The organism is Bilifractor sp. LCP19S3_H10, from assembly GCF_052119185.1.
Taxonomy (GTDB): Bacteria; Bacillota; Clostridia; order Lachnospirales; family Lachnospiraceae; genus Bilifractor.
Window position 1 is genome coordinate 46,510 of sequence record NZ_JBQKFT010000011.1, and the last position, 22,193, is coordinate 68,702.

Sequence of the window (22,193 nt, forward strand, 5' to 3'; positions counted from 1 at the left end):
CTCCTGCTCCCTCCTGCTGTATTCATCCGCCTGTCATAATTCTTGCCTCAGACCAGTCTCACGGGCACCCCGTGCTCCTGCAGATACTTCTTGACCTGCCGGATCTCCAGTTCCCTGTAATGAAACAGTGATGCCGCCAGTGCCGCGTCAGCGCCTCCCACCGTCAGCGCTTTGTAGAAATCCTCCATGCTTCCGGCGCCTCCGGAAGCGATGACCGGTATTCCAACCTCCCGGGAAATCGCGCCGGTCAGCTCCAGGTCATATCCTGCCTTGGTGCCGTCACAATCCATGCTGGTAAGCAGGATCTCACCGGCACCGCGGTGTTCCGCCTCCGCAGCCCATTCGACTGCATCGAGGCCCACATCGACCCTGCCGCCGTGCTTATAAACCGTCCATCCCTCTCCGTCAGGTCTTTTTCTTGCATCAATCGCCACAACGACGCACTGGCTGCCGAACTTCATAGCTGCTTCACTGATCAGATCCGGATTCTCAATGGCGGAAGAGTTTATGGAAATTTTGTCTGCGCCCTCACGAAGAAGCGCCTTGAAATCCTCCACGGTGCGGATGCCGCCGCCGACCGTAAACGGGATGAAAACATTCTCAGCCACCTTCCGGACCATATCCACTACGGTGTTCCTGTGATCACTGGAAGCGGTGATATCGAGAAAAACGACTTCGTCAGCGCCTTCTCTGTCATAGGCCTTTGCAACCTCCACCGGATCGCCGGCATCCCTGAGATTTACAAAGTTCACGCCTTTTACAACCCGCCCGTTCTTGATGTCCAGGCAGGGAATGATTCGTTTTGTAAACATAGCATTCTCCATGAGTATTTTAAATATTTAATTGCTTGGATCCGTATTCGCTTTGATCCGTATTCGCTTTGATCCTTATTATTGATTGCTTAACTCCATTTCCCGGGATCATGGTTCTGGTTATCAAAGTCCGGCAAAGTTTCTGAGAATCGCCAGTCCGGTGTCAGAGCTTTTCTCCGGATGGAACTGGGTTGCGAACACATTGCCCTTTTCAACGGATGCATGGATTGTCACGCCGTACTCGGTGGTAGCAGTGACGATGCTTTCATCTGCGGCTTTCAGGTAATAGGAATGCACAAAATAGACATAGGACTGTTCAGGGATTCCGCAAAACAGTCTCCCGGTACCGTTCTGCCGGATTAAATGAATCGAATTCCATCCCATATGAGGAATTTTCCGGTTCTCTCCGTCAGGGATACGAAGGATTTTGCCCTTCAGGATCCCGAGGCCCTTCACACCCGGCGATTCCTCGCTCTCCTCAAACAAAAGCTGGAGACCGACACAGATTCCAAGGAAGGGCTTGCCGCTCGATGCGATTTCGCGGATGACCGGAACAAGCCCGAACTTCTCCAGATTCTGCATACAGTCTCCGAAATTCCCGACTCCAGGAAGGACCACTTTATCCGCGCTCCGGAGTACTCCGGCATCCCTGGTGACCGTTACCTCCTGTCCGAGTGAAACGAACGCTTTTTCAACGCTCCTGATATTCCCCGCATCATAATCAATTATCGCTATCATTCCTTGAATTCTCCATTTTCAGATGCTATGATGATTAAGTCTGTCTTCCGCAGGCCGGCCGGTTCTTCCCGTCGGCTGCACAGCCTTTTTTCAGGACAAACTACATCGTAACTTATTTTTTTCACGAATACAAGAGGTTTTCATATGTCATCAGATACCCTGTCAAGGGATACCGGAGACGCCCTGGGCCGTTCCCGGAATTCCCTGAAAATACGGCACTCCCTGCTGCTCCTTCTGGCAGCGCTCATCTGGGGCACCACCTTTGTGGCGCAGAGCATAGCCGCAAAGACCATCTCGCCCTTTACATATAATTTCTGCAGATTCTACGTCGGTGCTCTCGTTCTGCTGCCAGTCGCAATTCTGGTGGGAAAGAAAGATCCATTAGCTCCGAACTACACCGGCGCTTCGATTCCCGGGATGCGTCCGAAGAAATCACGGACCCGGGATCTCCGGATCTGCGGGATCGCATGCGGCATTCTTCTCTTTCTTGCCGGCGGTTTTCAGCAGGCAGGCCTTGAATACACCACCGCAGGAAAGAGCGGATTCATCACTGCCCTGTACATTATTCTTGTGCCGATCTTCGGGCTGTTCCTGCACAAAAAGTGTCCGCCTCTGGTCTGGATTTCGGTTGCCCTCGCTGTCATCGGATTCTATCTTCTCAGTATCCGGGGAGGATTTTCCGTGAACCGCGGTGATCTTCTTACGCTGTGTTCTTCCTGTATGTTTGCCATGCACATCCTGACGGTGGACCATTTCATTCCACGCGTGAACGGAATCCAGCTCTCCTGTATTCAGTTTCTGGTATCCGGAACACTTTCTGTGTTCCCTGCCTTTCTTCTGGAGACTCCTGACATATCCTCCATCGCACAGTGTATCTGGCCTATCCTCTATGCGGGAATTCTTTCCTCCGGGGTAGCCTACACCCTTCAGATCATCGGACAGCGGGGCCTCAATCCGACACTTGCCTCACTTCTGATGAGCCTGGAATCGGTCATCTCCGCCATATCCGGCTGGATCGTCCTCGGCGATTCCATGTCACCGAAGGAACTGACCGGATGTGTCTTCGTATTCGCCGGGGTCATTCTGGCACAGCTTCCTTCCATCCGGAGGCTCCGTAAATAACTGAATAAGCACATCGAAAGCACTGACAGTCCGCCTGTTCGATTGTGAGAGTGCAAAGTGCGGAGCAATCCGCAGCTTATACAGTATATGGCATATCGTATGGCGGTTATGATCGCAGACGGAAAATCACCCCCTTTCGATGACGGACACTGCGTCAGATGACAGTCACTGCATCAGATGTCAGATTATAAACACTAAGTCACAGCGAATCGTAGGATAGCTGAAAAAGACCGGATACCGATCCTCTTCATCAGGGATCGATACCCGGTACTTCGTTGTACATGCGTTATTGATAGATTAGTCATTTCCGCCGTTTTCTTCCGGATCCGATGGCTTTTCAATTCCCATTCTCTTCAAAACCATCTCATAACCGTCATTCCCATAGATCAGCGAACGGTTTACGCGGCTGATTGTCGCCGTCGAAGCGCCCGTTTTTCTGGAGATGTCGAGATATGTCTTCTTCTCTCTCAGCATCTTTGCAACCTCAAAGCGCTGTGAGAGGGAAAGGATTTCATTGATCGTGCACGCATCCTCAAAGAAGGTGTAGCATTCATCCAGCGTATGCAGCGTCAGAATGGCCTGAAACAGCTGATCCACCTCTTCCGTATGAATATCTTTGCTCATTTTCTCTGCTCCCAAAATTATTATTTCGTCACGAAACCGATGTATCTCTGATACTTCACAATTTCACAGTATCAAAGTGACTGCTAAAATCATGTTACCACTTTAGTGTACCGCAGTCAAGAACAGCTCCTTTTCGCAAGGCGCATACAAAGCCTGATAACGGCTGCCCTGAAAAAAATTGAGAAAATCCTGGGGCAGGAATCTGTTTCGCTGTTTCAACGCAACCGGTGTGACCGCGATTGCATATTTTCAGCGCGCGGTGATTTTTATTCTTCTGGTGATTTTATTCTCCTGGTGCTTTTATTCTTCTGGCGATTTTCATTCTTCTCTGGAAAAATAGTTGTCTGCCGCCTGGATATCGCGGTCCATCTGCTCCTTCAGCTCATTGATGTCCGAAAATTTTTCTTCCGGTCTCCGGAAGGACAGAAGCTCTACTCTAGCTTCCTGGCCGTACAGATCCAATGTACAGTCAAACAGATATGTCTCCAGTCCGACCGCTGTGCCGCCGACAGTCGGCTTGATTCCGATGTTTGAGATTCCCTGATACCACCTGCCAGCCACGAGGGTTCTGGAATAGTAGACGCCTCGGGGAGGAGTCATCTTTACAGGATCCGGAATCTGATTGATGGTGGGAAATCCGAGGGAATGTCCGAGATGCCTGCCATGCACAATCTTTCCCGTGATGAAGTATGGCTGTCCGAGCAGCCTGGTGATTTTCTCCATATGGCCCAGCGCCAGTTCCTCCCGGATATAGCTGCTGCTGATCTCCTTGCCGTGATATTTCTCCTTCGGAAGCACCTCTACCAGGAATCCGTACTTCTCTCCCATCTGCTTCATCAGTTCCGAATCTCCCTTCCGGTCTTTCCCGAAATGGAAGTCCGTTCCCATGACGACTGCCGACACATGAAGCCTGTCCAGCAGAATCTCACGGACAAAATCCTCCGGCTCCATGCTGCGCATTCTTTCTGTAAACCTGCACTCAAACAAAAGATCCACATCCAGCTCCCTGAGGATCTCCCTTCGCTCTTCATTTGTCATCAGCATCTTCGGCCGGCGTGCTCCCATGCATACCTGAGGCGACACCTGAAAAGTAAAGACAGCAGTCTTCCATCCGTGCGCGCGGGCAATTTCCTTTACCCGGGCGATCAGCTTCCGGTGGCCCTTATGAACGCCGTCAAATTTTCCAAGCGTAATGACGCAGCGCTCTGCGCCGGTATATTTTTCCACTTCCTGTATATATTCCAAAGCTGACGCTCCTCAAATTTTAACTCTGCATTCATCATCCGGGTCATAGAACATCCTGACCGGCTTCAGTAAACCGCCGGGTGCCGCAGATTCATAAATTCCGATAAAAACGCCTTCAGAATCAAAAAGCCTCACCCGCCGTTTCTCTTCTGCGGACTGACCTGTAGCTCTCCCGACCTGAAATCCGGTCTCCGGATGCCCGTCCCTGTCATCTACAACACGGACTCCATCCTCCGGATCCCCGTCCCTGTCCTGTATAACATAGTGTCCATCCTCCGAAACCCGGTTCCCGTCCTCTATAACACGGACTCCATCCTCCGAAACCAGGTCCTTGTCCTGTATCACGCGGTATCCCTCTTCGGGGATCCGGTTGCCGTTATGCGCAAGCCGGTCTGCCTCACCTGAAGTGCGGATCAAAGGATAATCAAACAGCCGGTATACCGGAATCAGGATATCCTTCCATCTCCCATCTCCGGTCAGCCGGGCAACCTCGGAAAGGCGAAGCGAATCCTCAATGTGAAACTGTCCGACGCGGACCCGGGTGAGTGCTTCCATGCAGCCTCCGCAGCCCAGCCTTTCCCCGATGTCATGGCAGAGCGTCCGGATATAGGTGCCCTTCGAGCAGGTTACACGGATAACCGCTCTCGGCAGATTGCAGGAGAGCAGATGGATTTCATAGAAATGAACCGGCCGGGCCTTTCTCTCCACCGTCTTTCCCTCTCTGGCAAGCTCGTACAGCTTCCTCCCATTAACCTTCAGAGCGGAGTACATCGGCGGAATCTGCATCTGTGCGCCCTCAAAGGATTTGAGGCAATTCTCCAGATCCTTCTTATCGCAGGTCACCGCATGCTCGGACAGTACCTCTCCGCTGATATCCTGCGTGTCGGTGTCCTTTCCAAGCAAAAGCACTGCCTCATATGTCTTCGTCTCATCGGTCAGAAGCTCCACGAGGCCAGTGGCCTTTCCCACACAGACCGGAAGGACGCCTTCAGCGTCCGGATCCAACGTACCCGTATGACCGATCTTCCTCTGATGCAGGATGCCTCTGAGCTTCGCGACAACATCGAAGGAGGTATAGCCCTTCTCCTTGTATATGTTAATGACTCCGTTTTTCATTATTCTCCCTGCTGATGTCCAACCCATTCGATCGAACAGATGTTTTCTCTGCTGATGTCCAGTCTGTTCGGCCGAACAGATGTTTTTTCTGCTGATGTCCAGTCCGTCCGACCGGTCAGACGAGTTCTTTTTCCAGATACAAGGTCAGATTATTGACAACATCGTAACAGGATCCCTGCATCGTCACGCCTGCCGCGCGCGCATGCCCGCCGCCGCCGTAAATCTGCGCAACAACACTCACATCCACTTTATCTACGGAGCGCAGAGAAACCTTCCATTTTCCGGTTTCCAGCTCATACATGAAAACAGAAACCTCTACGCCCGCCGTATTTCTCATCTGGCTCACGATTCCGTCCATGTCCGCCGGCAAGGCATTGTAGAAGTCCATGTCTTTCTTGCGGATGCAGGAGACAATCATTTTCCCGCCAAACATAAGGAAACTTTCCATAAGCGCTCTTCCGAGGAGTTGATTCTGAATAAAGGTTTTCTCATAATATGTACTGTCTACAATTCTGCTGAACGGGATTCCCTTCTCCATCAGAGACGCGGCGATTCGCATCGTGCGGGGTGACGTACAGGAGTACTGGAAAACCCCTGTGTCATGAACAATGCCCATGTACAATGCCTCTGCGCACTTCTCCCCGATTTTCTCCGGATCCAGAAAATTCCAGACAACCTCACAGGTGGAGCTGAGATCCGGATAATTAAACAGCCAGGTGTAGTGGTCACGGTTCGTCTTGTGGTGATCCAGACAGAGAACGCGGTCTGCAGTCTTCAGCAGAGCTCCGGCAACACCGATCCTGTCCTGACTGCTGATATCCAGAAGAATCAGCAAATCATACCGGATTGCAGAGCAGACCTGTCTCGCCTTGTCAATATCCTCGATCATGTCAAAGGAACTGCGGGGCTTTTCGAGATATACGTCCGCGCTGATCTCCGGATAATTATCACGCAAATACAGGTACATACCCATGCACGACCCGACGCAGTCGCCATCCGGGTTAACGTGTCCCGCAATCGCGACTGTATTTACATCCTTTAAAAATTCATCAATTTTCCTCTGCATGCTTTCCTCTTCGATCCTGTTCCATGACCTCATCAATCCGTTTTGACATCTCAACACCATATTCTATCGATTCGTCGAGCTTGAAATGAAGTTCTGGCGTGTTTCTCAGATTCAGATTCACAGCGAGCATATGGCGGATGAAACCGGAGGAACTTTTCAGTCCCTCCATTGTATCTTCCTTCGCCTTCTCATCTCCAAGAACGCTGATCATGACCTTGCAGTTTTTCAGATCTGTCGCCACGATGGCTTCCGTAACAGAAACGACCGGAGCGATCCGCGGATCTTTCACTTCATTTCGGATGATATTGCTCAGTTCTTCCTTTACTGATTCATTAATTCTTATGTTCTTGACACTGTTTTTTCTCAACGCGGCACCTCGACCATAGCATATGCCTCAACCTGGTCGCCTTCCCTGACCTCATTGAAGCCGTCAAACACCAGACCGCACTCATAGCCGGCTTTGACTTCCTTGACATCGTCCTTGAAACGCTTCAGACTTGCGAGGTCTCCCTCGAAAATCTGCTTGTCTCCGCGGCTGATGCGAACCTTGCACCCTCTCTGTACGATTCCATCGAGGACATAACTTCCGGCAATGGTTCCGACTCCGGATGCCTTGAAGAGCTGGCGTACCTCGGCATGACCGATGACCTTCTCCTCGTAAATCGGCTCCAGCATTCCCTTCATCGCTGCTTCGATATCATCAATTGCCTGATAGATTACCTTATACAGACGCACATCTACTTTTTCCTGTTCTGCCAGGGCTTTCGCGTTCGCGTCCGGACGAACATTAAATCCAATCACGATCGCGTTTGATGCCGCCGCAAGTGTGACATCAGACTCATTGATCGCGCCGACTCCGGCGTGAATGATCTTTACAACCACTTCATCGTTGGAAAGCTTGAGCAGGGACTGACGAATAGCCTCTACCGATCCCTGTACATCCGCCTTGATAACAAGCTCAAGCTCCTTGACAGAGCCGTCCTGAATCTGGCTGAAGAGATCATCCAGAGACATCCTGGACTTGGTCTCCTCCAGAAGCTGATTCTTGTGCTCGGCGGTAAAGGTTGCGGCAAAATTCTTCGCCTCCTTGTCTGTCTCCATAGCTACCAGCGTCTCGCCCGCATCCGGAACACCGTCAAGTCCCTGCACCTCAACCGGGGTGGACGGGCCTGCTGTTTTTACACGTTTTCCGTTCTCATCCGTCATAGCACGGACTTTTCCCGAGCATGCGCCGCAGGCAATATAATCGCCGACATGAAGGGTTCCCTTCTGAACGAGAAGGTTCGCTACCGGTCCCTTGCCCTTATCCAGCTTCGCCTCAAGTACCAGACCTCTCGCGAGACGGTCCGGATTCGCCTTCAGTTCCATGATATCCGCCGTAAGGAGAATTGTCTCCAGAAGATCATCAAGACCAACTCCGGTCTTCGCGGAAACCTCGACCATCTCCGTCTGACCGCCCCAGTCACTTGCAATCAGTCCATACTCTGTGAGTTCCTGTTTTACCCGGTCGACATTTGCTCCCGGCTTGTCGATCTTGTTTATCGCAACGATAATTTCAACGCCGGCAGCTTTCGCGTGGTTGATTGCTTCGATGGTCTGCGGCATAACACCGTCATCCGCCGCTACGACAAGTACCGCGATATCCGTGGACTGAGCTCCACGAAGCCGCATCGCCGTAAACGCTTCATGGCCCGGCGTATCCAGGAAGGTGATCTTCTTGTTGTTGATATTAACGACATATGCGCCGATATTCTGTGTGATTCCGCCGGCTTCCTTTGAAGTCACATGTGCGTGGCGGATCGCATCGAGCAGAGATGTTTTACCATGATCGACATGTCCCATGACACAGACTACCGGAGGACGGGGAATCATCTTGCTTTCATCCTCTTCATCCTCTTTCAGCATCTCGGCAATGACATCCACCTTCTCTTCCGGCTCACAGAGAATATCATATGTCATCGCAATCTCCTCTGCCTTTTCGTAATCGACCTCCTGGTTAACGGTATACATCTCACCCTTCATGAAGAGATCTTTAACGATGACGGAGGGCTGCATCTTCATCTTTTCCGCAAGCTCGCGGATGGTAACTTTCTCCGGGATCTTGATTTCTGTCACCTTTTCTTCCTTCTTCTCCTCTTTCTTATGCACCGGTCTCTGCAGTGCCTTCGGGATCAGATGTCTGTTGTTGCGTCCATTTCCTCTGTCGCTCGTGTATTTGTTGCCGCGAAGATCATTCTTGTTCTTGTCTTTATCCTTATTGTGTCCGGCACCATCTCTCGACGGCTTCTTGAGCCCCATATCCATCGCAGCGCCCTGACCGCCCTTGTGATCACTGTGCTGTCCTCTGGAGTGTCCCGGGAAACGATTTCCCTCTTCTGCGTCCTTACCGCCGAACCCAGGTCTGTTTCCTCCAAAACCAGGTCTGCTTCCTCCGAATCCCGGACGGTTGTTGCGGTCGCCAAACGGTCTTCTGCCCTGACCGCCGTTATTGCGGTCTCCATAGTTTCTGCCCTGACCGCCGTTATTGCGGTCTCCGTAGCTTCTGCCCTGACCGCCGTTATTGCGGTCTCCGTAGCTTCTGCCCTGGCCGCTGTTATTGCGGTCTCCGTAGCTTCTGCCCTGACCGCCGTTATTGCGGTCCCCGTAGCTTCTGCCCTGGCCGTTGCTGCGGTCTCCATAGCTTCTGCCCTGGCCGTTGCTGCGGTCTCCATAGCTTCTGCCCTGGCCGCCGTTATTGCGGTCTCCATAGCTTCTGCCCTGGCCGCCGTTATTGCGGTCTCCATAGCTTCTGCCCTGGCCGTTGCTGCGGTCTCCATAGCTTCTGCCCTGGCCGCCGCCATTCCGGTCCGCATCGTTTCTGGCGCCCTGGTTCTGCCGTTCCGAACTCTCGCCAGCGGCAGCAGAGGCTGTTCCGGCAGCCGGTCTCTCCTGAGATGCTGTCTCATGCTCACTCTTCTCAGCTGCCGTTGCCTCACTCTGTGATGCCCCGTTCTTTCCATTCGACACTTTCATTTCTGTAGCCGTGCCCGCCGAAGAGCTCTTTTCCGCCATTCCCGCAGCGGATGAATTGATCTTTGCTGATTCCGCAGCAGCCGGCTTAGCAGAAGCCGTCTCAGCTCCGATAGTCTCAACAGCTGCTTCCGGCTTTGCCGCCTCTGTCACAGGAGTGTTTCTGACAGCACTCTTCTTTGTTTCCGCCGGAGCAGGTTTCGGAGCCTCCTCGGTCCGGATAACCGGATGCGGTCTCGGCACCTTCACAATGGGAGTTCCGGCAGACGCACGGTTGCCGACAGGGCGTCCACCGCGGCTGCTCTCCTGCATCACACCGCGTCGGGAGCCTTCCACGCGACCGGCGGCACCATCTGTTCTTCCGGTCTTCTCTCTGGTCTTCTTCTTTTTATCCTTATCCATGACCTGATGGAAGCTCTTGCCCTCTTTACTGGTTGCATTCTGCGGGTGAAAAACAGCGATCAGTCTTTTCTTTTTCTTTACCGGTTTTGCTTCCTTCTCTCCCTTTGCCGCACTGTCTCCTCTCGAGGTTTTGGATTCCTCCGCCTTCGCTGTCTTTTCTATCTTATCGTTTACAATCTTTCCTTCATTTTCATTATTATTCAATGTATCGCTTACCTCTTTATTTCAATGAATCCTGATCTGTCTGTGTTTATATCTGTTCGCTCTCCGACCCCAGAAGGCTTCGGATTTCCCGTGCCAGGTTCGCGTCTGTGATTACCAGCGAAGAACGCTCCCCTTTTCCGATCAGAGCGCCGAGCTCTGATTTCGGAAGAAATTGCATAAACGGAATACTCCGGTAAGCAGCCATATCGCGGAATTTTTTCTTTGTATTTTCCGATGCGTCTTCCGAGACGATCACCAATTCCGCGCTGCCTGCCCGGATTGCCTGTTCTGCGGCGAATTCCCCGGCAGCGACTTTTCCGGCCTTCATGGAGATACTGATCATGAACCGTGCCTTTCTACTGTCCAATCTGTTTCATCTCCTCCTCAAGCCTGTCATATACCTCGTCAGGAATTGCGCAGCCCAGAGATCTTTCTATACCGTGATTTTTCCTTGCCTTTGCCAGACATCCGGGATCTGCGCAGATATACGCGCCTCTTCCATTCTGCCTGCCCGTCGGATCCAGCCGGATCTCGCCTTCCGGCGTTTTCAAAACGCGGATCAGTTCTTTCTTCGTCTTCTTGGAACGGCATCCGACACAGGTACGCATCGGTATTTTACGGGTTATACTCAATGAACGCCTCCCTCGCCAGCTTATGCCTCAGGTTTGCTGTCTTCCTCCGTGTCAGGATCAGCTCCAGCCTCATCGGCGTCATTCTCATTCGCCGCGGCGCTGTCTTCCTCCGTTTCCGGAGTGTCCTTCTCACCGTCAGAGGAATCCTCAGATCCGGCCTCCGGATCCATCTCTTCCGGATCTGTGGTATCTTCGTCATCTTTCATATCTTCAGCATCTGCAGAAGCGCTGTCTGCGTCGGACGTTTCTGTGGAGTCCTCCTCGCCGGATTCGGCCTCTTCGGACTCTTCCCTGCCGGATTCCTCCTCGTCATAGTCGTAATCCTCATCCTCATCGTCCTCATCGTCTTCCGCGTATTCATCAAACAGACCTTCTTCACGCGCCTGCGTCTCGCTCTTGATATCGATCTTGAACTGCGTCAGATGCGCCGCGAGGCGGGCATTCTGACCTTCCTTCCCGATCGCCAGGGAAAGCTGATAATCCGGGACAATGACAAGTGCCTGCTTCTCATCCGGATCCGCAAGAACAGAGATAACCTTTGCCGGAGAAAGCGCATTTTCAATCAAATATGCCTGGTTCTCATCCCAGTTGATGATGTCGATCTTCTCACCATCCAGTTCATCCACAATCGCATTGACACGGGATCCGTTCACGCCGACACAGGCTCCGACTGCATCGACATTCGGCTCATTGCTGTAAACTGCGATCTTCGTACGCGATCCGGCCTCTCGTGCAATTGCCTTGATCTCGATCACACCATCACGGATTTCCGCAACTTCTTCCTCGAAGAGTCTCTTCACCAGCTCCGGATGTGTGCGGGATACAAGGATTTTCGGCCCCCTCGGGGTATCCCTGACCTCCAGCACGTATACCTTGACTCTTTCCGTAGGCTTGAACTTCTCACCCTTTACCATTTCCTTGGCCTTCAGAATCGCGTCTACCTTGCCGAGATTTATGCTGACATCCCTTCCGATATATCGCTGAACAACACCCGTGACAACCTCATGTTCCTTCTCATAGTACTCATTGTACAGGGATTTTCTCTCTTCCTCACGGATCTTCTGAAGTATGACGTTCTTCGCATTCATGGTCGCAATCCGTCCGAAGCTCTTGGACTGGATCTCAACATTCACTGTGTCGCCGATCTGCGCACCGGAATTGATCTTGAACGCCTCCTGCTGTCCGATCTCTGTGACCGGATCCTCCACATGCTCTACCACCGTCTTGGCAGAAAGAATGTGATAATCACAGGTCTCCGGATCTATCGTGACCGTTACATTATCCGTACGGTCATACTGATTCTTGTAGGCCTGCAGAAGAGACTGCTGAATTGCCTCCAGAAGAGTGTCCTTGCTGATCCCCTTTTCCTTTTCAAGAGTATTCAGAGCTTCCAGTAACTCGCTGTTCATTTTTTCATTATCCTCCTGGTCTTAAACCAACTTATATTCAACCGTTAAAAATCAAACGCCATACGGATCAGGGCGATCTCCTTTTTGTGAAAGGTCATCGGCTTCTCAGTTTCATCTTCCACGATGCTCACCGTATCCTTATCATAGGCAGTCAGCACCCCGGTAAATTCCTTTGCGTGATCAATAATCCTGAACGTGCGGATCTCAATTCGCTGCCCCATCGCACGCTGATAATCCCTTTCCTTCTTCAGCGGTCTTCCAAGTCCGGGGGAACTGACCTCCAGAATATAGGAATCCTCGATAAAATCCTGCTCATCAAGCTTTTCACCGAAAACCCGGCTGATGTCTTCGCAGTCGTTCACCGTGATCCCGCCTTCTTTGTCCGCATATGCTCTCAGATACCAGCAGCCGGCCTCTTTGACATATTCCAGATCCACAAATTCATAGTGCATCTCATCCAGAATCGGGATCAGAATCGCTTCCGCCTTCTTCTCGATTGCTTCCGTCTTACTGCTCACGCAATCTCTCCTTTCATAAAATAGGAGCGGGCTTTTCTCGCCCACTCCTACCTTAGTCAACTATTAACGTTACCAAAATACCACGAAAGCTGCGCAAATGCAAGCCCCTGCTGTATACATTACGCTTATCCCTTTCTCCTGTTCACCATCTTCCTGGAAGCCGCAGCCGCGACCTTTTTCACGGTTTTCTCTGTTTTCGCGACTGCTGCTTTCTTCAGAGTCTCTCCCGTTTTCTCGGTTTCTCCCTTCTTCATGGCTTTTGCGGATTTCACGCTTGTCCGCTCCGGCTTCTTCTCCTCCCGATCCGGTGCTGTACGCTCAAATGCCTCGGTAAAGCGAAAAACGGATACTCCGAGCGGCGGTACCTTTATCTTGATTGAATCCTTCCGTTCATCCTGTTCAACCGCCCGGCTCAGCTTCACCCTCGGATTTATCACACCGCCGCCGCCGAATTCCGCGGCATCGCTGTTGAAGATCTCTTTGTATTTCCCCGCATAAGGTACTCCGACCATGAAATTATCATATACGACATTCGAAAAGTTCGTGACGACGAGCAGGGTGTCCTCCTCCTTCTCCGTCTTTCTCAGAAATACCAGAAGATTTCTCTCCCAGTCGAGGTTGCTGATCCACTCAAAGCCCTCTGGTTCTTCATCGAGCCGGTACAGCGCAGGCTGCTCTCGGTAGAACTTCAGCAGGGCTCTGCTGAAATTCCTCATATTCTTCTGATCTGCGTTTTCAAGCTCGCTCCAGTCAACACCGTCTGAGGCGCTCATTTTCGATTTCTGCCCGAAATCCTGCCCCTGGCAGATCAGCTTTTTGCCCGGATGCATCATCAGGTAAGCGTAGGTCAGACGGAGATTCGCAAGCTTCAGGGAATCATCCTTACCCGGCATCATGCGAAGCAGCGGTCTTCCATTTTCCAGTATATTGTGGGACAGCGCAAGCATGAACTTCTCCGTATACATGTATACCATGCTGAACGTAAGATCATCCTGGTGAGCCCCGCGGAAAAGCGGATCGAGCTGGATATACTTGAGGTAATCATCGATGCATCCGTTGTTCCACTTCAGACCAAATCCGAGGCCTTCCTCCTCTGTATTTCCGGTAACTGCCGGATACCCGGTCGTCTCCTCCGCGATGGTGATCGCACCGTATCCGTTTGCCCGGATGTCATTGTTCAGATTCCGGAGGAACTCAATGTTCTCCAGGTTCTCATTCCCGCCGTACATATTCGCGATCCACTCCCCATCGCGCCTGCCGTAGTTCAGATACAGCATACCGGAGAGATCCGGAATCCGCAGGCCATCCGCGTGATACTCCGAAATCCAGAACATCGCGCTTGATTTCATAAAGCTCTCGACCTCGCCGCGTCCGTAATTGAAGATCAGTGCGTTGTTGTACGGGCAGACTCCCTTCTTCGGATCCATGTGCTCATAGAGACAGGTCCCGTCAAAGGAAGCGAGGCCATCATTGCCTCTTGCGAAATAACCCGGCACCCAGTCAAGAAGTACGCCGATTCCATTCTGATGCAGACGATCAACCAGATATTTAAAATCCGCCGGTGTTCCATAACGGCTGGTCGGGGCAAAAAAGCCACTGGTCACGTACCCCATGGAAGCATCGTCCGGATACTCCATTACCGGTAGGAATTCTACGTGCGTATAACCCATGTCCTTCAGATACAAGACGAGATCTTCCGCGATTTCCCGGTACACCGAAGATGCCTCACCGATCCCCTTCTTCCGTTCTTCAGCCCGCTTCGCTCCGGTTTTTTCTTCCAGATCCAGGGCTTTCTCGGCTCCATTCTCTCCTTTCCGGTCCGGGGCCTGCACCACTCCAGTCTCTTCTTCCGGGTCCGGGGCCTTCCCCGATCCGTCCTCTGCTTCCCGGTTTTCTGCAGTCCTCACGGGGTTTCCATCTTCCCGCTTCATCCACGTCCCGATATTGCATTCATAAACCGCAAGGGGCGAACGGGACGGATCAAATTCCTCCCGGCGTTTCATCCACTCGTCATCCTTCCAGTCATATCCGGTGTTCGTGATCACCGAAGCTGCCTCTGGAAGCTGCTGCGCGCGGAATGCGAACGGATCCGCCTTCAGATAGACCAGACCTGCCTTCGCTTTGATCTCAAACTTGTAGAAACTGCCTGCTTTAATTCCCGGTACAAACAGCTCAAAAATACCGCTCTGCAGACGGTTCATCTGAAGTCTGCGTCCATCCCACAGATTAAAATCACCGACAACGGACACACGAATCGCATTCGGCGCCCACACCGCGAAATAAACTCCCTCTGTGCCGTTAATGTTCATCAGATGCGCGCCCATTTTTTCCGAAGCCCTGTCCCATATGCCCTCCTGGAACCGGATCTCTTCCTTTTCTGTGATCTGGCACGGAAATGCATATGGGTCCTTGTATTCCGACACCGTACCATCCTCATGCAGAATCACAAAAGTGTAATCAGGTATTCTCTTCCGGTCAAGCATGACCGCAAAATATCCTGCCTCGTCTTCCAGAACCATCGGAACGACATCTCCGGAAGCCGTTTTTACGCTGACGTTTTCCTCTCCCGGAAAGAATGCTCTGATCAGAACGCCGTCCGGCAGTGCCACAGGACCCAGCACTCTTCGCGGCGAATCCTCCTCCGCGTATACGACAGCCTCGATCTCCGCCCAGTCCATCAGGTCATAGATTCTGCTTTCCATACTTTCTTTCATGCTCATCTGGTCTCCTCCTGAAAAATGCTTCTCCCCATTCTGTAACGAGATAAAACACGCTGCGCGAGTTTTATCTCGCTATCGCGACGCTCGCCGCACACGAATACTTCGTATTCGGCTGCGGCTCACTGTTCGCGTAAAAAAGGAACCAAAGCACTGCCGCATCTGACAGAACTTTGGTTCCCATTATACATCATTTCTCAGAATAATTTCTACAAATCTGCACAGTGTTCTCTGCAGATTTCCGATAAGCGTTACTATTCGCCCCAACAATGTACAGCAAAGATTTTCGCGCTGCGTGAACAGCATCGTATGAGTCCTTACTGCTCACTGGATCAGGGTGGAATTTTCACAGTGCGAATGCCGCGAACCGGTTATTGTGCCGCCGGAGCGGTACCCTGTCCTGCCTCCCCCTGATTCTGATCCGGTATCAGCTCCGGCTTTTTCTCAAGGATCTGCATAAACTCCTCACCGGTGATTGTTTCCCGCTCATACAGATATTTGGCGAGCTCATGAAGCTTCGGCATATTTGCGGAAAGCAGACTCTTTGCCTTGCTGTACGCGTCATGCACAATCTTCACAACCATCTCGTCTATCTTGCCCGATGTTGCCTCGGAGCACGCCAGAGATGTATCACCGCCGAGATACTGATTCGTAACGGTTTCCATTGCTACCATTCCGAATTCATCGCTCATTCCGAACCTCGTCACCATTGCTCTTGCGAGTTTCGTCGCCTGCTCGATATCATTTGACGCTCCCGTTGTCACGGAATGGAAGATCAGTTCCTCCGCAACACGTCCGCCCGTAAGCGTTGCGATCCGGTTCACGATCTCCTCCTTGCTCATCAGGTTATGTTCTCCCTCATCCACCTGAAGGGTGTAACCAAGAGCTCCTGATGTTCTGGGGATAATCGTGATCTTTGTGACAGGCGCGGAATGCGTCTGAAGAGCCGCGACCAGGGCGTGGCCTGTCTCATGATAGGAGACGATCAGCTTTTCCTTCGTCGTCAGCACCTTGTTCTTCTTCTGGTATCCGGCGATTACGGTCTCAACGCTCTCCATCAGGTCATTCTGTGTTACAAATTTCCTTCCGTCACGTACCGCGCGAAGAGCCGCCTCATTGATCATGTTCGCCAGCTCGGCTCCACTTGCTCCGGAAGCGGTGCGCGCAACCGCGTTGAAATCTACATTGTCGGAAATCCGGATATCCTTTGCGTGAAGCTTCAGGATTTCCTCTCTTCCCTTCAGATCCGGAAGCTCTACCGGAATTCTCCGGTCGAACCTGCCCGGACGGGTCAGCGCCGGATCCAGGGACTCCGGACGGTTGGTCGCCGCAAGGATGATGACACCCTTTCGTCCATCAAATCCATCCATCTCCGCAAGCAGCTGGTTCAATGTCTGCTCACGCTCATCGTTGCCGGAGAATCCTCCGCCGTCACGCTTCTTACCGATAGTATCAATCTCATCGATAAACACAATACACGGTGCCTTCTCATTGGCCTGTTTGAACAGGTCCCGGACCTTCGCCGCGCCCATTCCGACAAACATCTCGACGAATTCAGAGCCTGAAATAGAGAAAAACGGTACATTCGCCTCGCCGGCAACGGCTTTGGCAAGTAGCGTCTTACCGGTTCCCGGAGGGCCCACCAGAAGAGCACCCTTAGGCATTTTCGCGCCGATCTCCGTGTACTTCTGGGGATTATGCAGGAAATCGACGATCTCCTGCAGAAGCTCCTTCGCTTCGTCTTCTCCGGCCACATCCTTGAACTTAATGCCGGTCTCCGACTGTATGTACACCTTGGCATTACTCTTGCCAAAGCTCATGGCATCACCCATGCCTCCGCCCATACGCTTTGTCATTGAACTCATAAGCCATCTTCCAAGGAAGAAGAAAATGACAAGAGGAAGAATCCAGCTCAGCAGGAAGCTCAAAACAGGCGACATCTGCTGCTGAATCGGACTCTCGAAGTCCTTGATTCCCGCTGAAAGCAGACGGTCCACCAGCTTATAGTCATTCATCATACCGGTGCGGTACATATTGCCCGAGGAATCCTTGAACTCGATCTCACTGTCCGCCGAGTTGACCTCTACCTGGCTTACCTTCCCATCTTCCAGCATCTCAATGAAGTTGCCGTATGTTGTGTCCTGTATCTTGGCACTATTGATCTGCGGGATCAGAAGAAAATTGAGAAGGAGCAGCACGAGCAGCACGATGGCATAATAAAACGCAATCGGCTTTTTATCATTTTTTACCTCTTTCAAACTATCACCTCCGTTCATTGTTTTGGTTCCAGATCAGATTCCGGACTAAGTGTTGCTTTTCGTCCCGGATCTTCATCAGCGGCCCCAGAATTAGCAGCCAGTACATCTGATGGCTAATTCTGTAGACCAGTATCTTACATCGGCGATCTCCTGTCAACCGTGCGGAAATAAATTTTATACAATTTTTCGAATTGCCTGCTGCCTTATATAAACAGCGAACCACGGTGAATGCGCGCCTTGCGTCTGTCCCGCCTCTCATCCGGATGCGTCCGCTTCAGAACCTGCGAATCGTATCCGATTCCTCTTCCCCGACGTTTTTGATGCCAACGATCTTGACGTCATACTCGATGGTATCGCTGACCTTGACGTGGCAGACATCACCCACCTTATGGCGCATGATTGCCTTTCCGAGAGGAGATTCCGGAGTGATCCGTCCCTGCATGGAATCCGCGCGTACAGAGGTAACGAGCTTGTACGTCTCGGTCTCCTCCTCGTCATCGAACTGCAGAGTGACCTTCTTGTTCAATCCGACCTCATCGCTCTTTGAGCGGTCTTCAATCACAATTGCCGTTTCAATCATCTTCTCCAGGTAATGGATCCGGCTGTTATTCTCCCGATTGGCCTTTCTTGCGGCATAATACTCAAAATTTTCGCTCAGATCTCCCTGCGCTCTCGCCTCCTGTACCTCCTTCAGGATTCGAGGCCGCTCCACCAGAGTCCGATGGTCAATTTCCGCCTGCATCTTGTCAATATCGCTCTGTGTCAGTCTGTCATGCATGATTTCTTACCTTCTTATACAGTTTGTGACGCCCCGCCTGCGAAGCACGGAGCAATCCGCAGCTTATACAGTGTCTGCTGCCCCGCCTGCGGAACATTACGGTTTACCGGAAGGAAATTCCGCCTCCCGGATCCCGATTCCGTTACTTCAGGAATGCGCGGTATGCGTTGTAAGCCTCATAGATATCCGCCTTGCTTGTAATCTCCCAGGGCGCATGCATATTGAGAACGGCAACACCGAAGTCAATAACCTCCATTCCAAGATTTGCAAGAATGTAGGCGATCGTTCCGCCGCCGCCCGCGTCTACCTTTCCAAGCTCAGAGGTCTGGTAGATAATATTGTTCTCCTCCATCAGTTTTCTCAGGAACGCAATATACTCCGCATTGGCGTCATTGGAACCGCTCTTGCCGCGGGAACCGGTATATTTGTTGAATACCGGTCCTCTTCCAAGATATGCGCAGTTGTTCTTGTCCATCACATCCGGATAATCCGGGTCAAATCCGGCACTTACGTCAGAGGAAAGAACCCTGGTCTTCGTCAGCAGACGGCGGAGTGCCAGTTCACTGTAGCATCCCTGCAGATTCATGACCTCTGCCAGTGTATTCTCATAAAATCGGGAGTGCGTGCCGGTCGCGCCGACAGATCCGATCTCCTCCTTGTCTGTCAGAAGACAGACGCTGGTGTACTCCGGATTCTTTTCGTCCATGATTGCCCGGAAGGACGGATATGCGCAAACCTTGTCGTCCTGACCATATCCCATGATCATGCTCCGGTCCAGTCCGTAATCCCTGGCCTGTCCTGCAGGGACCACCTCGATCTCCGCTGATACGAAGTCGTCCTCCTCCATATCATATTTTTCCTTCAGAAGTTTCAGGATATTCGCCTTAACCGCATTCTTCTCATCCTCATCCGCGGACGCGAGCGGTCTGCTTCCGACCAGAACATTCAGGTTTTCCCCCTCGACAACCTCTGCGGCATTTTTCGCCATCTGCTTTGCCGCCAGATGGATCAAAAGGTCACTGACACCGAACACCGGATCGTTCTCATCCTCGCCGATGCAGACATTCACAACCGAACCGTCCTTTTTCGCGATGACGCCGTGAAGGGCCATCGGAAGCGCCGTCCACTGATATTTCTTGATTCCGCCATAATAGTGGGTGTCAAGAAGCGCCAGATCGGTATCCTCATACAACGGATGCTGCTTCAGATCCAGTCTCGGAGAATCGATGTGCGCACCGAGAAGACGCAGTCCCTCTGTCATCGGTTTCTGTCCGATTCGGAAGATCAGAAGAGACTTCTTCATCATATCCGTATATACAACTTCTCCGGGTTTAAGAGCTCTGCCCTCAGCGGCAGCCTCTTCCAGAGATTTTGCTCCTGCCTTCTTCAGTTCCTCTTCCATGCCTGCGACATTTTCCCTCTCTGTTTTATGTCCGGAAAGGAAAATTCTGTAATCCTCACAGAAATCGTTCAGCTTCTGCTCATCATCCTTTTCCCAGATCGTTTGTTTTTTTTCTTTCATTCGATTTTCTCCTTTTCTTTCGATACACAGATCATATCACAAAATCTGTATTTTGAAACGGTCAAAGTTCAAACCTGATTCCTGCCTCTGCTGCTCACACGCTGCCCGCAGCTCCCTGATCTGTACGTCCGGGCAGGACAGTCACCTCCGCGTTATCCGTCAGGGGATCCCGCTTCCGATAATCGAAGACCACGGGAAGCGGCAAACCTGCACCTGATTTCAGCTTCGGACTCTCCGGGGAAACGAGACCCGCAGCGATCAGCGTCTCCGGAAGGAATAGATCCCCGTGAACCATCCGGCGGTCCTGCTTTATGTTCATTACCTCCCGGTAGTATCTGCGAAAAAATTCCCGACAGGAGCTGAGATCACGTGCCCACTCCGGTCGGCTTCGGCTGTTCTCCCTCAGATACAGATCCAGGACCAGGAGCTCCCGGTATAATTTTTCCGAACCGGGATCAAACGCGGTGGCAAAACCGAGGAGTGCCTCAAATCGCTCCAGACGGGACAGATGAATCTCCGTGAGATGATGTTCCGAGTAATAAGCTGCGAGATTTTCATATACACGGAACGGGCTTCCGACGCGCTCCACAAGTACCCGCATCGTGCACGCGAACTGCCAGCTGTTATAATATGCCTCAACCATCTCTTCAATCCCCTTCAGCCGGAGAATATCATCGTAGCTCAGCCACCTTGTCCGGATCACCTCGTAAGGCGCCCGCTCATGGCAGACGATTCCGAATTTCTCTGCATTCCTGTGAAGAGACGATCCCTTCAGCAGCTTGAGAAAGCCCATCTGAAGCTGCTGCGGCTCCATTCGATAGACCTCATCAAAGGATGCGGCAAAGCTCTCATAATCTTCCTCCGGAAGTCCCGCGATCAGATCGAGATGCTGATGAATATTCCCCGCAGCGTGAATTTCCGATACAATCTGCCGGAGATGATCCACGTTCTGCGGCCGGCAGATTGCCCGAAGGGTCGCAGGATTCGTGGACTGTACTCCGATCTCCAGCTGCACAAGTCCCGGTCTCATGCCGGACAGCAGGCGGATCTCTTCTTCCGTCAGAAGCTCCGCCTCGATTTCAAAATGAAAATTTGTGATCCCGTTGTCATGATCCCGGATATAGCTCCAGATTGCAGACGCGTGATCATGATCACAGTTAAACGTGCGGTCCACAAACTTGACCTGAGGCACACCTTCATCGAGAAAGAACTGAAGCTCCTTCTTCACAAGTTCAAGGTCCCGGAAGCGGACGCTCTTTCCGATCGATGACAGGCAGTAGCTGCACCGGAAGGGGCAGCCCCGGCTGCTCTCATAATAAATGATCCGGTGTTCAAACTGATGGAGGATCTCCTCGCCTGCGGAATTATGATCTGCGTAAAAAAAAGGGATCTCGTCGAGATCCGGTACTTCCGCGGGAGGATTAACCAGAATTTCATCCGCTGCCCCAGAGCTTCCTCGGCGGTATATAATTCCCCCGATTCCCGAAAGCTGCGGCGACGATCCGCATCTTTCAGCTGCTTCATAGGCATTCACCAGACGGGTGAAGATAATCTCCCCTTCTCCGGCCATAACCCCCCGGAGAACCGGATAATTCCGAAGGACCTCTGCCGCGTCATAGCTGACCTCAGGGCCGCCGAGCCAGAGCTCCGCGTCCGGAAGAATCCGGCGAAGATCGCCGAGCAGAGATGCCACATACTCCATATTCCACACATAGCAGGAAAAAGCGATCACGTCCGGCCGTCTCCGGTACAAGTCCGCGAGGACCCTGTCCGGCTGCTGATTGATCGTATATTCCGCCAGCTCTATGATCATGTCTCCGCGTCTGCTGCCGCACGCTTCCGATACGTCCTCGCGTCTGCCGCCACACGTTTCCGGAACATTCCCACATCCGCCGCCGCTCTGTCTTCCCCGATATTCCCGGTGGCTTTCCGCATATGCTTTCAGATCACGGATCGCGAGACTTGAATGTATAAATTTTGCATTGACCGCCGCAAGTACTATTTTCACCTATTCTCCTCTC

18 protein-coding genes are annotated in these 22,193 nt (G+C 52.0%); 1 reads left to right on the forward strand and 17 read right to left on the reverse strand.

The genetic code is table 11. The annotated features are described in order from the left end of the window. Positions 1-47 precede the first annotated feature (47 nt). Positions 48-812 (reverse strand): imidazole glycerol phosphate synthase subunit HisF, encoded by a 765-nt coding sequence (gene hisF, locus ACTQZS_RS09765; protein ID WP_277674905.1) that lies wholly within the window; start codon positions 810-812, stop codon positions 48-50. Between the two features lie 123 nt (positions 813-935). Next, a complete protein-coding gene (gene hisH / locus ACTQZS_RS09770) occupies positions 936-1,550 on the reverse strand; it encodes an imidazole glycerol phosphate synthase subunit HisH (protein WP_441475634.1) in 615 nt (204 codons plus the stop codon). A gap of 144 nt (positions 1,551-1,694) precedes the next feature. Between hisH and ACTQZS_RS09775 the strand changes: the two genes are divergently transcribed. Further along, positions 1,695-2,672, forward strand: a complete 978-nt coding sequence (locus ACTQZS_RS09775) for a DMT family transporter (protein WP_441475635.1) — start codon at positions 1,695-1,697, stop codon at positions 2,670-2,672. A 297-nt stretch (positions 2,673-2,969) separates the two neighbouring features. Here the strand turns inward: ACTQZS_RS09775 and ACTQZS_RS09780 are convergent, their stop codons facing one another. The 15 genes from ACTQZS_RS09780 to ACTQZS_RS09850 all read right to left on the reverse strand — a co-directional run bounded on the left by ACTQZS_RS09780 (position 2,970) and on the right by ACTQZS_RS09850 (position 22,180). Beyond that, positions 2,970-3,296 (reverse strand): YerC/YecD family TrpR-related protein, encoded by a 327-nt coding sequence (locus ACTQZS_RS09780; RefSeq protein WP_441475636.1) that lies wholly within the window; start codon positions 3,294-3,296, stop codon positions 2,970-2,972. 318 nt (positions 3,297-3,614) lie between these two features. Beyond that, entirely contained in the window at positions 3,615-4,541 is a 927-nt protein-coding gene (locus tag ACTQZS_RS09785; RefSeq protein ID WP_441475637.1) for a bifunctional riboflavin kinase/FAD synthetase, read from the reverse strand. A gap of 12 nt (positions 4,542-4,553) precedes the next feature. Then, positions 4,554-5,657 (reverse strand): tRNA pseudouridine(55) synthase TruB, encoded by a 1,104-nt coding sequence (gene truB / locus ACTQZS_RS09790; RefSeq protein ID WP_441475638.1) that lies wholly within the window; start codon positions 5,655-5,657, stop codon positions 4,554-4,556. 115 nt (positions 5,658-5,772) lie between these two features. Then, entirely contained in the window at positions 5,773-6,723 is a 951-nt protein-coding gene (locus ACTQZS_RS09795) for a DHH family phosphoesterase (protein ID WP_441475639.1), read from the reverse strand. After that, a complete protein-coding gene (gene rbfA, locus ACTQZS_RS09800) occupies positions 6,707-7,090 on the reverse strand; it encodes a 30S ribosome-binding factor RbfA (protein ID WP_441475640.1) in 384 nt (127 codons plus the stop codon). Before rbfA ends, ACTQZS_RS09795 begins: the two co-directional genes overlap by 17 nt. Then, positions 7,087-9,774, reverse strand: a complete 2,688-nt coding sequence (gene infB / locus ACTQZS_RS09805; protein ID WP_441475679.1) for a translation initiation factor IF-2 — start codon at positions 9,772-9,774, stop codon at positions 7,087-7,089. The genes rbfA and infB overlap by 4 nt, the downstream gene beginning before the upstream one ends. A gap of 610 nt (positions 9,775-10,384) precedes the next feature. Beyond that, positions 10,385-10,705, reverse strand: a complete 321-nt coding sequence (locus ACTQZS_RS09810; RefSeq protein ID WP_441475641.1) for a L7Ae/L30e/S12e/Gadd45 family ribosomal protein — start codon at positions 10,703-10,705, stop codon at positions 10,385-10,387. Then, positions 10,695-10,946 (reverse strand): RNase P modulator RnpM, encoded by a 252-nt coding sequence (gene rnpM / locus ACTQZS_RS09815; protein WP_441475680.1) that lies wholly within the window; start codon positions 10,944-10,946, stop codon positions 10,695-10,697. Before rnpM ends, ACTQZS_RS09810 begins: the two co-directional genes overlap by 11 nt. Before the next feature lie 44 nt (positions 10,947-10,990). Further along, positions 10,991-12,379: a transcription termination factor NusA gene (gene nusA / locus ACTQZS_RS09820; RefSeq protein ID WP_441475642.1), complete on the reverse strand. Its 1,389-nt coding sequence runs from the start codon at positions 12,377-12,379 to the stop codon at positions 10,991-10,993. Between the two features lie 44 nt (positions 12,380-12,423). Beyond that, positions 12,424-12,897: a ribosome maturation factor RimP gene (gene rimP, locus ACTQZS_RS09825; RefSeq protein WP_441475643.1), complete on the reverse strand. Its 474-nt coding sequence runs from the start codon at positions 12,895-12,897 to the stop codon at positions 12,424-12,426. A 125-nt stretch (positions 12,898-13,022) separates the two neighbouring features. Then, entirely contained in the window at positions 13,023-15,617 is a 2,595-nt protein-coding gene (gene glgB / locus ACTQZS_RS09830; protein WP_441475644.1) for a 1,4-alpha-glucan branching enzyme, read from the reverse strand. 368 nt (positions 15,618-15,985) lie between these two features. Next, the gene (ftsH, locus tag ACTQZS_RS09835; protein WP_441475645.1) at positions 15,986-17,872 is read right to left on the reverse strand and encodes an ATP-dependent zinc metalloprotease FtsH; all 1,887 of its coding nucleotides are present in this window, start codon (positions 17,870-17,872) and stop codon (positions 15,986-15,988) included. A gap of 274 nt (positions 17,873-18,146) precedes the next feature. Continuing rightward, positions 18,147-18,650, reverse strand: a complete 504-nt coding sequence (gene greA, locus ACTQZS_RS09840; RefSeq protein WP_441475646.1) for a transcription elongation factor GreA — start codon at positions 18,648-18,650, stop codon at positions 18,147-18,149. A 142-nt stretch (positions 18,651-18,792) separates the two neighbouring features. Next, complete coding sequence (locus ACTQZS_RS09845; protein WP_441475647.1) at positions 18,793-20,172, reverse strand: aminopeptidase; 1,380 nt, start codon at positions 20,170-20,172, stop codon at positions 18,793-18,795. 94 nt (positions 20,173-20,266) lie between these two features. Next, entirely contained in the window at positions 20,267-22,180 is a 1,914-nt protein-coding gene (locus ACTQZS_RS09850) for a B12-binding domain-containing radical SAM protein (RefSeq protein ID WP_441475648.1), read from the reverse strand. Positions 22,181-22,193 lie beyond the last annotated feature (13 nt).